This window comes from Dactylosporangium sp. CA-152071 (genome assembly GCF_050936335.1).
Classification (GTDB): Bacteria; Actinomycetota; Actinomycetes; order Mycobacteriales; family Micromonosporaceae; genus Dactylosporangium; species Dactylosporangium maewongense.
This window is the reverse complement of the sequence record NZ_JBNJMZ010000001.1, coordinates 5,383,267-5,395,602: the sequence shown is the minus strand read 5'-3', so window position 1 is coordinate 5,395,602 and position 12,336 is coordinate 5,383,267. Positions and strand designations below refer to the sequence as shown.

Below are 12,336 nucleotides of genomic sequence, written 5' to 3'. Positions count from 1 at the left end.
ATGATCATCAAGACGGACGACGGCGGCCGGTGGACCGTGCCGCAGCTCGACGAGCTGCGCCGGCGCGGCCACGAGGTCGTCGCCGTGCTGCCGCCCGGCAGCGAGGGGCAGCTGCGCAAGGCGCTGCACGACCGGGGGATCGACGTCGTGCAGTCCGGGTTCGACTTCCGGTTCCGCCCCACCCCGGCCACCGCCGCCGGGCTGCTGCGGCTGCGCGGGCAGCTCCGCGCGCTCGCCCCGGACGTGCTGCACTACCACCTGTACGCGTCCGCGCTCGCCGCCCGGATCGCCAGCCTCGGCCTGCCCGCCCGGCGCGTGCACATGGTGCCCGGCCCGCTGTTCCTCGAGTCGCCGCTGATCCGCACCGTCGAGCGGGTCCTGTGCCGCCGCGACGAGGTCGTCATCAGCGGCAGCCGGCACACCGCGACCCTCTACCGCGCCATCGGCATGCCGGACTCGCGGGTCGTGCCGGTCCACTACGGCACCGACGTCGAGCACTTCTCGCCGCCGTCGGCCGCCTACCGGGCCGCGTGCCGGGACGCGTTCGGCCTCGCCGGCACCACGTTCACCGCCTGCATGGTCGCCTACGTGTACCCGCCGAAGTGGCTCACCCACCGCGGCCGCGGCATCAAGGGCCACGACATCCTGCTCACCGCGTGGCGGCGCTTCCGCCGCGACGTCCCCGACGCCAGGCTGATCCTGCTCGGCGGCGGGTTCGACGCCGCCGGCGAGGCCTACCGGCAGCAGCTCATGCGCCGCTTCGGCGTCACCGGGGAGCGGGGCCGCGGCGACGTCGACTGGCACGAGTCCACGCTCGACGTCCGCGACTGCTACGCCGCCGCCGACGTCAGCGTCAGCCCGTCGCTGTCGGAGAACCACGGCGCCGCCCGCGAGGCCGGCGCGATGGGCGTGCCGAGCATCGTGTCCGACGCCGGCGCCCTGCCGGAGACCGTCGACCCCGCGTCCGGCTGGCTGGTGCCCCGCGACGACGTCGACGCGCTCGTCGCCGCGCTGCACGAGGCGCACGCGGAGTTCCTCGCCGGCACCCTGCGCCACCGCGGGGCGCTGAGCCGGGAGCTGGTGGTCGACCGGTTCGCCGAGGGGCCGGCCGCCGCGGCCGTCGCCGACGTGCTGGAACGGGTCGTCCGAAGATGACACAGCTGCGGTCACCGAAGACGCCCGTCCGCCATGCCGCCCCGTCGAAGCGCCGGCCGTCCTTCGCCGGCAACGTCGGCTGGGGTGTGGTCGGCAACGCCGGCTACGCCCTGTGCCAGTGGCTGGTCCTGGTCGTCGTCGCCCGGCTCGGCACCGAGTCCATGGTCGGCGACTATGCCCTCGGCCTCGCCGTCGGCGCCCCGGTGGTGCTGCTGGCGAACCTGTCGCTGCGCACCGTCCTGGTCACCGACACCTTCCACGAGCACCCGTTCCGCCGGTACCTGCGGGTCCGGCTCGCCGGGATGGCCGCCGCGACGGCCGCGATCGGCGTCGCCGTGTGGGCCTTCGACCTGCCGCCGGCGGTCGTCGTCCTCGTCGGCCTGGCCAAGGCGTTCGACGGCGTCGGCGACATCTACCTCGGCCTGCTGCAGCGCCACCACGACCAGCGGGGCATCGCCGTCGCGCAGCTCGCCAACGGCGCGCTCACCATCGCCCTCACCGGCGTCCTGCTCGCCGCGACCGGCAGCGTCGCCTGGGCCGCCGCCGGCTCCGCGATGGGCTCGCTGATCGCCTGGCTCGGCTTCTGCGCGCCGCTCGCCTCCCGGCTGCTGGACGCCACCGCCAAGGCGAGCCTGAAGGCCGACCCGCCGAAGCGGCACACGCACCGGTTCAGCCCGCCCGGGCCGGGGGCGCTCGTGTGGACGGCGCTGCCGCTCGGCCTCGCCTCCGGGATCACCTCCCTGACCGCCAACGTCCCCCGGTACGCGCTGCAGGACCGTCTCGGCGCGGCCGCCCTCGGCGCGTTCGCCGCCGCCGGCTACCTCGTCCTCACCGGCAACCTGCTCGTCTCCGCCGTCGCGCAGACGCTCCTGCCGCGCCTCGTCGAGCTGCGCGCCGCCGGCGCCCGGGAGCGGTTCGCCGCACTCGTGCGGCAGTCGCTCATCGGCATCACCGTCGCCGGGGTCGTCGCCGTCTGGGCCGCGGAGCTCTTCGGCGCGAAGGTGCTGCGCGCCGTCTACGGCGAGGAGTACGCCGACGAGGCCGGCACCCTCACCGTCCTCACCATCGCCACCGCCGTCGCCGCGAGCTGCTTCGTGCTCGACGCGGCCCTGTCCGCGGTGCGCCGCTTCACCGGCCAGCTCGCCGTGAACGCCGCCGTCCTCGCCGCCACGGTCCTCGCCGCGCTCGTGCTCGTGCCCCGCCACGGCATCGCCGGCGCGGCCTGGGCGACCGTCGCGGCCGCCGCCGTCCACGCCGGCCTCAAGTGGGAGCTGCTGCGGCGTGACCTTTGATCCCTGGTACGCGGTGCTGCTCGCCGGGCTGGTGATCCCGGTGCTGCTGCTCGTCGGCGGGGTCCGCGACGTCCTCGCCTACGTCGCCGCGTACTTCTTCCTCTTCGGCTTCGGGCCCGTCGTCAGCTACCTGCTCGGCGGGGCGATCTACTTCGGCACCAACACCGCCCTGATCGGCCGGGCGGCGCTGGGCCTGCTGCTCGCGTTCGCCGGGGTCCTGGCCGCCGGCCTGCTGGTGCGCCAGCGCCACGACATCGCCGCGCCCGCGACCACCCACCGCTTCCCGCTGCTGCCCGTCGTCCTCGCCCTGCTCACGCTCTACGCGACGACCGTCCTCGTGCTCGGCGGCACCAGCTTCCTCGCCGGCACCAAGCTCGACCGCATCGACGTCGCCGGGCCCGGCCACTACGACTACCTGCTGTTCGAGATGTTCGCCTGCGCGCTGTACTACATGGCCGGCGGCAGCGGCGCCGGGCGCTTCACGTACCGGCTGAACTTCGCCGTCTACGTCGTCTACTGCCTCAGCACCGGCGAGCGCGACTTCGTCTTCGTGATCTTCAGCCTGATCCTGCACCGCGAGCTGACCCGCGGCGGCTCGTTCGCCCGGCCGGTCGGCTACGGCGCGCTGCTGCTGGTCGGCGCGACCATGATCTTCAGCCTCCGCGGCGACGGCCCCGCCGACACCAGCCAGGTGCTCAACCAGGGCTCGGTGCTCTTCGTCGACACGTGGGTGATGACGCACGTGCCGTCGGTCGAGCCGTTCGCGCGCGGCGCCACCTACCTGCACGCGCTCGTCAACCTGCTGCCCGGGCACGCGCAGCCGGCGCTGTCGCAGTGGCTCGTCGACCGGTACGCGCCCGGCAGCGCCTCCGGGTACGGCTTCTCCCTCACCGGCGAGGCGTACCTCAACTTCGGGCTGTGGGGGATCCCGGCGCTGTTCGCCGGGCTCACCGCCGTGCACCGGCTGCTGATCAACCGGCTCGACCGGGCGCCGGTCTACGCGTACGCCAGCGTGCTCTTCAACGTCGCGTGGATGTACGGCTTCCGCGGCGAGAGCGGCAGCCTGCTCAAGACCTGCGTGTACGGGCTGCTGTTCTACGGCGCGCTCCGCCTGGTCTCGGTCCGGGTGGAAGAACCGACCAGTGAGGAACCGGAGGCGGTGCCCGCATGCGTCTCGTCGTGAGCTGTGAGCAGCGGTACGCCCGCACCCCCGACGGGCGGGTGTGGAGCACGACCGGTGCCGCGTACGACTTCTGGCAGCGCTACCTCGCCGTCTTCGACGAGGTCCGGATCGTGGCCCGGGTCGCCGAGCGCGGCGGCCGCCCGCCGGACGCCGAGCGCGTCGACGGTGACCACGTCACCGTGCACGCGGTGCCCTACTACGTCGGCCCGCTGCAGTACCTGCGGCGCCTGCGCGCGGTGCGGGCCGCCGTCCGCGCCGCCGTCGAGCCCGGCGACGCCGTCCTGCTGCGGGTGCCGTCCGCGATCGGGACCCTGTTGCACCGGGCGTTGCGCCGAGGGGCCCGGCCTTTCGGCCTGGAGGTCGTCGGCGACCCCTACGACGTGTTCGCGCCCGGGACGATCCGCCACCCGCTGCGCCCGCTGCTGCGCGCCTGGTTCACCGCCCGGCTGCGGGCGCAGTGCCGCAGCGCCGTCGCCGTCGCCTACGTCACCGAGCGGGCGCTGCAGTCGCGCTACCCGGCCGCGCCCGGTGCGGTGACCGCCGCGTACTCCAGCATCCAGCTCGACGAGGCCGCGTTCGTCGACAAGCCCCGGGTGGAGGGCTCGCCCAAGGTCGCGGTCCGGCTGGTCTCCGTCGGCTCGCTCGAGCAGCCGTACAAGGGGATCGACACCCTCATCGAGGCGCTGCCGCTGCTGGTGAAGGCCGGCCTGGAGGCGCACCTGGTGCACCTCGGCGACGGCCGCTGCCGCCGCGACCTGGAGCGGCTCGTGCGGGAGCGGCGCCTCGGCGGGCGGGTCGCGTTCGCCGGCGCGGTCCCGCCCGGCGCGGCGGTGCGGCTGTTCCTCGACGACGCCGACCTCTTCGTGCTGCCGTCGCGCACCGAGGGCCTGCCCCGGGCGCTGATCGAGGCGATGGCCAGGGCGCTGCCCGCAGTCGGCACCACCGTCGGCGGCACCCCCGAGCTGCTCGACCGCACGCACCTGGTGCCGCCCGACGACCCCGTCGCCCTCGCCTACGCGATCACCGCGCTGGTCGCCGACCCGGAGGCGCTCGCCGCCGCGTCGGTGCGCAACCTCGCCCGGGCGCGCAACTACGCCGCCGACACCCTCGGCCGGCGCCGCGCCGACTTCTACCGCGCGCTGCGCGTCATCACCCAGCCAGAGAAGGTCAAGGAGGTCGTCGGCGGTGCACGGCAGCTCGACTGAGATCACCGGTGCTTCTGCCCACCTGCGTTCGCTGCTGCGGACCCGGCGGCGCAAGGTGGTGCTCGCCGTCGCCGTCGTGCTGCTGCTCCTCGCCGGCGCCGGGGTGCGGCTGATGGTCGTCGCCGAGTCCGCCGCCGGGCACCTGCGGCGCGCCGCCACCCTGGTCGGCTCGCTGGAGACCGCGCTGCGCGCCGGTGACCTCGCCGCCGCCCAGCGCACCACCACCGACCTGCGCCGCCAGACGGCGCAGGCCCGGTCCGACACCTCGGGCCTGACCTGGGGCATGGGCCGGTCGGCGCCGATGGCCGGCGACGACCTGACGGCGGTCGCGGCCGTCGCCCGGATCGTCGACGACCTCGCCACCCGCGTGCTCCCGCCGATGCTGGACGTCGCGGGCGGGCTGCAGTCGACGCTCGCCGGCCGGGACGGCCTCGCGGCGGTGACCGGTGCCGCGCCCCGGCTCGCGGCGGCGGATTCGCTGGTACGGGCCGCGCAGGCCCGGCTGGCCGCGCTCGACCGCGGCGGGCTGGACGGGCGGGTCCGCGCCGCCGTGCAGCGTCTCGACGACGCGCTGCGCCGGGTCGCGCCGCTGCTCGCGCCGGCCGCCCGCGCCGCGAAGCTGCTGCCCGCGATGCTCGGCGCCACCGCGCCCCGGACCTACCTGGTGCTCTTCCAGAACCTCGCCGAGGTGCGGGCCACCGGCGGGATGCCGGGCGCGTTCGTGGTGCTGCGGGTCGACAAGGGCGCGATCACCATCGCGCGGCAGGGCGCCGCCGCCACCGACATCCGCGAGTTCGCCGCGCCCGTCCTGCCGCTGGACGCCGACCAGGAGGACCTGCACACCGACCGGCTCGGCCGGTTCCCCGCCGACGTGAACCTCACCCCGGACTTCCCGACCGCGGCTGCCCTCTACCGCGAGATGTACCGGCTGCGCTCCGGCCAGACGGTCGACGGTGTCCTCGCGACGGACCCGGTCGCGCTCGCCTACCTGCTGCAGGCGACGGGACCGGTCGACGTCGCCGGCGGACCCCCGCTCACCGCGCCGACCGCGGTCCGGCGGCTGCTGTCGGAGGTGTACCTGACGATCGCCGACCAGAAGTCGCAGGACGCCTTCTTCGCCGACGCCGCCAAGGCGGTCTTCGACAAGCTGACGGGCGCCCTGACGGACACCTCGAAGCTGGTGCCGGCCCTGCGGAAGGCCGCGGACGAGCGGCGGCTCCTCGCGTGGAGCGCGCACCCCGAGGAGCAGGCCGAGATCGCCGGGACCGTCTTCGCCGGCACGCTGCCCGCCGACGACGGCGCCCGGCCGACGGTCGGGGTGTTCCTCAACGACGGCACCGGCGCGAAGCTCGGCTACTACCTGACCCGTGAGGCGGAGCTGAGCGCAGGGGAGTGCCTGGAGGACGGCTCACGGCACCTGCGGCTCACCGTGAAGCTCGGCTCGACGGCGCCTTCGAGCGGGCTGCCGCGCAGCGTGCTCGGGCTGGGGCTGGCCGGCGACTACACGGTCCGGACCAACGTCATGGTGTACATGCCGACCGGCGGCGCGCCCGTGGACGCCACGCAGGACGGCGCGCCCGTCGACTACGGCAGCGGCTTCGAGCTGGGCCGGACCGTGGCGGTCTTCACCGTCGACCTGAAGCCCGGGCAGAGCAGCACGCTCGCGCTGAACCTCATCACGGGCCCGCTGCCGTCGCCGTCGGCCGCGTTCACGCCGCGGCTCGTCACGACCCCGGGCATCGCCCCGTGGACGCTTCGGTTGCAATCCGCGCCGAGATGCGGCAAATGATGAAAAATGCCCATATCGGGGTGATGCGAAGTCTACGGTGAAATTCATGCGACCCCGAACAAGATCCGCACTGACCGCCCTCGCGGGGGCAATCGTCGCGGCGGCAGTGCTGGGAGCACCGACCGCCGCCCACGCCGAACCCGGTGGTGGAGCAGCGGCCGCTGCTGCCTATCCGGCTCCCGAGCCGGTCCTCAGGGTGAGCTCGGCCTCTGTGAGCACCGGTGGCGTGGTCTGCATCGCGGGGAAGCGGTTCCTTCCCGGCGAGCCGATCTCGATCCGCGTCCAGTACCGCGTCACCCGGCACTCCGGCGGCTTCGACGGCCCGTTCCCCGCCCGGGTGAGCGGCGACCGCCGCACGGACGACGACGGCAGGTTCGAGGCGAACGTCCGGCTCACCTCGCCGGGCTACGCCACCATCAAGGTCACCGGCAAGAAGTCCAAGCAGACGGCGACCGTCACCGTGCGGGTGCTCGCCTGGCGCGGCAACTACAGCTTCGGTGGCGACGACTTCTTCGCCGGCACGCCGCTCGGCAACGGCGTGCGCCACGACGGCGGGGGCGACAAGTGGGACGGCGGCGACCGGCCGGCCGGCTTCTTCGGCCCGTTCTTCGGCGGCTGGAGCCCGTTCCGGCTGTCGGCCAACGAGGCCAGCCTGACCGACTCGTCCTCGACGGCCTCGTCAACCGGCGCGGCCACCGAGTCCACCGACCTCGCCGCCGGCGACACGCAGCACCGCGGCGCCCCGGGCGCCGACCTGCTGGCGGGCCTGCTCGGCCTCACCGCACTGGCCGGCAGCGGCTTCGTCATGCGCCGCCGGCGCGCCTCCTGACACCGACACCAACCAACACCACCAACTCGCATCTGCGTTCGACCCGTCGGCCACGCTTCGGCCGGCGGGTCGAGTGTTCCCACCCTTAGGATGATCATGGGCAAAACAGTCATCATCGGGCAGGGCTACGTCGGCCTTCCGCTCGCCATCCGAGCGGTCGAGGCGGGCGACGACGTCGTCGGGCTCGACGTCGACACCGACCGGGTCAAGTCCCTCGGTGCCGGCATCTCCTTCGTCGAGGACGTCCCGGACGACCTGCTCACGTGGGCGCTGGAGACCGGCCGGTACCACCCGACCGAGGACTACGCGGACGCCGCCGGCTTCGACACGTGCGCGATCACCGTGCCGACCCCCCTCACCGACGGCGTGCCCGACATCAGCCACATCGAGCAGGCCGCGCTGCAGCTCGCCCCGCACCTGCGGCCCGGCTGCACGGTCATCCTCGAGTCCACCACCTACCCCGGCACCACCGAGACCGTCCTGCGGCCGCTGCTGGAGCACGCCTCCGGCCTCAGCGCGCCCGACGACTTCTTCCTCGGCTACAGCCCCGAACGCATCGACCCGGGCAACCCCACCTGGCACCTGGACAACACCCCGAAGCTCGTCTCCGGCATCGACGAGGCGTCCCTGGCCGCCACGACGCGCTTCTACCAGCGGTTCGTGCAGCGGCTGGTGCCCGTCTCCGCGCCGCGGACGGCCGAGCTGACGAAGCTCTTCGAGAACACCTTCCGCCACATCAACATCGCGCTGGTCAACGAGCTCGCCATCGTCGCCAACCAGCTCGGCGTCGACGTCCGCGAGGCGATCGGCGCGGCCGCGACCAAACCGTTCGGGTTCATGGCGTTCGACCCCGGCCCCGGCGTCGGCGGGCACTGCCTGCCGATCGACCCGTCGTACCTGTCGTGGCAGGTCAAGCGCGAGGTCGGGCAGCGCTTCCGGTTCATCGAGCTGGCCAACGACGTCAACGAGGGCATGCCCCGCTACGTCGTGCAGCGCCTCGCCGCCGGCCTCAACGACCGGTACAAGCCGATCAGGGGCAGCCGGATCCTGTTGCTGGGCCTCGCGTACAAGAGCAACGTCGGCGACCTGCGCGAGTCGCCGGCCCGCGCCGTCGCCGAGCTGCTCGTCGCGCAGGGCGCCGAGGTGCACGCCGTCGAGCCGCACGCGGCGCAGCGCGACACCGGCAACGTCAGCGGCGTAACGCTGGTCGACCTGACCCCGGCCGAGCTGGCCGCCGCCGACGCCGTCGTGCTGCTCACCGACCACGACGACTTCGACTACGACATGGTCGAGCGGCACGCGAGCTACATCTTCGACACCCGGGCCCGCTGCCACGGCGCGGCCGTCGAACGCCTCTAGGTTTCTCACCCTGCGGCGGCGCCGCGGTCGTCGGGTAGCTTGGCCCGGTGATCGTGGTGCCGCTGCTCACATTCGTGGCCGTCGCGTGCCTGTGTCTGCGCCTCGGCGGCGGCGTGCGGCTCGCGCTGCTGCGGGCCGCCGTCCTCGTCGGCGGCGCCGCCTGCCTCGCCGTCGAGGCGCTGTCATCGTTCCACACCCTGCACCGGCCCGCCGTCATCGTGGCCTGGCTGCTCGCCCTCGCGGTGCTGTCCGCCTGCTGCTTCTGGTTCGTCCGCCGCTCCACGCCTACCGGCTTCTTCCGGTTCATCAGGCGCTCCGCGCCCGCTGAACCGGAAGTATCAGCATTCGCCACTTCGTGGCGCTCCGTCCGCGCCCGGTGGACCGGCCTCGCTCGGGTCGAGCGGCTCATCGTCGGCGTGCTCGGCGGGCTCTTCCTGCTCGACCTGGTCGTCGCGCTCGTCGCACCGCCCAACAACTACGACTCGCAGACCTACCACCTGCCGAAGATCGAGCACTGGGTCCAGCGGGGCGACGTCGACTTCTACCCGACGATCATCGACCGGCAGCTCGCGATGGCGCCGGGCGCGGAGTACCTGCTGCTGCACCTGCGCCTGCTCACCGGCGGCGACGGCTACTACAACCTGGTCCAGCTCGCCGCCGGCGTCGGCGTCGTCCTCGCCGCGTCCCGCATCGCCGGCCAGCTCGGCGGCGGCACCCGGGCCCAGCTGATCACCGCGCTCATCGTCGGCACCACCCCGATGGTCGTGCTGGAGGCGACCAGCACCCAGACCGACCTGGTGGTCGCGCTGTGGGTCGCCTGCGTCGCCACCTTCACCCTCGACGGCCTGCGCGCCCGCTCCGGCACGCTCGACACCCTGCTCATCGGCGCCGCCGCCGGGCTGACCCTGCTGACGAAGGCGACCGGGCTGCTCGCCGCCGGGCTGCTGCTCCTCGTCTGGGTCGGCGCGCAGCTGCGCCTGCGGTGGTGGCGCGGCCTGGTCGCGGCCCTGGCGACGGGCGCGCTGATGCTGCTGCTCGCGGGTCCGTCCCTGCTACGGGTACAGCAGACCTACGAAAACCCGCTCGGCCCGGCGCACCTGCGCGAGTCGATCTCCATGCAGCGGCACGACCCGGCCTCGGTCCTCGTGAACGGCCTGCGCATCGCGGAAACGGCGCTCCAGACCCCGATCGGCCCGCTCAACGACGCGTTGGCCGCCGGCATCATCGGGATCGCCGGCGTCCTCGGCGTCGACCCGCAGGCCCGGGACATCACGTACTGGAACGAGAAATACCCGTACATGTCATGGCCGCCGGACGAGGACCGCGTGTCGCTGCCCGCGCAGGGCGTGCTGATCCTGCTCGGCGCGCTGCTGCTGGCCTTCCGCAAGGGAACCAGGCTGTATGCCGGCGTGTTCTGGCTGGCGCTGCTCGCCTACGTCATCACCGTGAAGTGGCAGCCCTGGGGCAACCGGCTCATCGTCTTCCTGATCGTCCTCGGCGCGCCGCTCGCCGGCCTCTGGATCGCGAGCCTCACCGGCCTCGCCGGCGGTCGTGCCGGAGCTCCCACCGGCGGCGGTCGCTTCGCGAGCCTCACCAGCCCTGCCGACGGTCACGCCGGCGGCGGTCGTGTCGGAGCTCCCACCGGCGGCGGTCGCTTCGCGGGGCTCACCAGCCGCCGGGCCGCGACCTGGATGACGACCGGCGCGCTCGCGGTCGGGGTCGCGGCGGGCGGTTTCGCGGTCGCCTACGGCTGGCCCCGCCGCCTCGTCGGCCACGGCTCGATCTTCACCACCTCCCAGATGGAGCAGCGCTTCATCCGCGAGCCGCAGTGGCAGCGCGACTACGAGTGGGCCGCCGCCGCGGTCCGCGCCTCGGGAGCCCGCCGGGTCGGCCTCGTGCAGGGTTACAACACCTGGGAGTACCCCTGGTGGATCCTGCTGCCCGGCACCGAGATCGTGTCCCTGCAGTCCCTCCAGCCGAACCTGCCCGCCACGTCGAACACCACCGTCGACGCCATGGTCTGCGTCAAACCGATCCACCCCTGCGAGTTCTACAGCTCACCCACCTGGCAGGTCCACCGCCAGGGCGACGTCGCCTACGTCATCATCCGCAGCCGGTGAACCCGCCGGCTTCGGCCACGGACATCACCTCACGCGACGCGGACCCCGGTCGTCATGACGGCCAGTCCGGTCCTTGGATCACCACGTCGATGGCCGTCAGGCCGATGGGCACCAGGCCGGTGGACGCGGCGGCGTTGTGAGCGCCGGCCGGATCGACCGTGGTCGGCCCGCGGTGCGGTGGTCAGCTGCTGGAGCTGACGATGCTCGGGTTGGCGGCGACGAAGGCCGGCACGGTCTTGGTGCGCACGGCGCTCAGCAGGTCCAGGGTGGTCTGGTCGAGGGCCTCGGCGCCAGGGTTCTCCGGGGAGGCGTGGAAGCCGCCGTCGTTGGTCTTCAGGGTCAGCATGCGGTCGCCGTCGATGCTGCGCATCGCGAAGATCCAGTCGTCGAGGCCGATGCTGCCGGTGTCGATGGTCATGGCGCGGCCGATGACCTCGAGGACCTTGTTGAGGGTGCTCGGGTTGCCGATGACCTCTTTGCTGGCGATCTTCTTCAGCAGCGCCTTGATGAACTGCTGCTGGTGGCGCTGGCGGTCGTAGTCACTCTTCGGGAGGGTCTCGCGCTGGCGGACGAAGTCGAGCGCCTCCCACGCGGCCAGGTGCTGGTAGCCCACCTCGTACACCTTCGGCGTGACGCCCTTGATCGGGATCAGGACGGTGCCGCCGTTGGGGCCGTCCTTCTGCTCGAACGGGACCTTCGTGTTGCCCTTGGCGTCGTGGCCGATGTGGACGGAGACGGTGCGCTGGTCGACGTACATGTCGACGCCGCCGAGGACCCGCACGACGTCCTGGAAGCCGACGAAGTCGACGATCGCCGCCGCGTCGAACGTGACGCCCCAGTTCTGCTTGATCGTGGCGGCGAGCAGCGTCGTGCCGTGCTTGCGCGCGTCCTTGCCGGTGAGGCCGTAGCCGCCCTCGGCGAACGCGCCGTTGATCTTCGACTTGCCGCCGTTGTAGGTGCGCTTGCCGTTGCTGTACCTCGGGATCGCGACCCACGTGTCACGCGGGATGGAGATCAGGAACGCCATGTCGTGACTGGCCGGGATGTGCAGGATCAGGATCGAGTCGGAGCGGATCGGCTCCGTCGGGTCCTGGTTGGGCCGCGGGTCGATGCCGATCAGCAGGATGTTCTTCGCGCCGTTGACCGACGCGTGCTTGCCCTGGTCCGACGGCAGCAGGTCTTCCTTGTTGACGCTGCGGGTCGCATAGCCGAAGACGGCGTCCTTGAGCACGAACGTCGCACCCGAGACGATCATCAGGAGCGCACCGGCGATCACGAGGATCCGCGCCCACAGTGGATCCCGCCGGCCGCGACCCTTCCGCCGCGCCACGCCCTTCGTCAACTCCCCGCCACTCCCCGTATTCGGCAATCACCTTCCGTCATGAAGGCCGGCCCCGGAAGCCT

At 73.1% G+C, this 12,336-nt stretch carries 9 protein-coding genes; 8 read left to right on the top strand and 1 reads right to left on the bottom strand.

Annotated elements, in window-relative coordinates:
- The 8 genes from ACQEVZ_RS24045 (at window position 1) to ACQEVZ_RS24010 (ending at window position 10,932) form a co-directional block, all read left to right on the top strand.
- Window positions 1–1,155: a glycosyltransferase gene (locus ACQEVZ_RS24045; protein ID WP_433370120.1), complete on the top strand. Its 1,155-nt coding sequence runs from the start codon at window positions 1–3 to the stop codon at window positions 1,153–1,155.
- Window positions 1,152–2,447, top strand: coding sequence for a lipopolysaccharide biosynthesis protein (locus ACQEVZ_RS24040; RefSeq protein ID WP_433370117.1), 1,296 nt, complete (start codon window positions 1,152–1,154; stop codon window positions 2,445–2,447). Before ACQEVZ_RS24045 ends, ACQEVZ_RS24040 begins: the two co-directional genes overlap by 4 nt.
- Entirely contained in the window at window positions 2,437–3,630 is a 1,194-nt protein-coding gene (locus ACQEVZ_RS24035; RefSeq protein WP_433370114.1) for a hypothetical protein, read from the top strand. Before ACQEVZ_RS24040 ends, ACQEVZ_RS24035 begins: the two co-directional genes overlap by 11 nt.
- Window positions 3,615–4,835: a glycosyltransferase family 4 protein gene (locus ACQEVZ_RS24030; RefSeq protein WP_433370111.1), complete on the top strand. Its 1,221-nt coding sequence runs from the start codon at window positions 3,615–3,617 to the stop codon at window positions 4,833–4,835. Before ACQEVZ_RS24035 ends, ACQEVZ_RS24030 begins: the two co-directional genes overlap by 16 nt.
- Window positions 4,816–6,624: a DUF4012 domain-containing protein gene (locus tag ACQEVZ_RS24025; protein WP_433370108.1), complete on the top strand. Its 1,809-nt coding sequence runs from the start codon at window positions 4,816–4,818 to the stop codon at window positions 6,622–6,624. Before ACQEVZ_RS24030 ends, ACQEVZ_RS24025 begins: the two co-directional genes overlap by 20 nt.
- A 211-nt stretch (window positions 6,625–6,835) precedes the next feature.
- Window positions 6,836–7,453, top strand: coding sequence for a hypothetical protein (locus ACQEVZ_RS24020; RefSeq protein WP_433370105.1), 618 nt, complete (start codon window positions 6,836–6,838; stop codon window positions 7,451–7,453).
- A gap of 96 nt (window positions 7,454–7,549) precedes the next feature.
- Window positions 7,550–8,812 (top strand): nucleotide sugar dehydrogenase, encoded by a 1,263-nt coding sequence (locus ACQEVZ_RS24015; protein ID WP_360573070.1) that lies wholly within the window; start codon window positions 7,550–7,552, stop codon window positions 8,810–8,812.
- Window positions 8,813–8,859: 47 nt separating this feature from the next.
- Complete coding sequence (locus tag ACQEVZ_RS24010; RefSeq protein WP_433370101.1) at window positions 8,860–10,932, top strand: hypothetical protein; 2,073 nt, start codon at window positions 8,860–8,862, stop codon at window positions 10,930–10,932.
- 181 nt (window positions 10,933–11,113) lie between these two features.
- Here ACQEVZ_RS24010 and ACQEVZ_RS24005 read toward each other — a convergent pair whose 3' ends face one another.
- Complete coding sequence (locus ACQEVZ_RS24005) at window positions 11,114–12,274, bottom strand: LCP family protein (protein ID WP_433370098.1); 1,161 nt, start codon at window positions 12,272–12,274, stop codon at window positions 11,114–11,116.
- Window positions 12,275–12,336 lie beyond the last annotated feature (62 nt).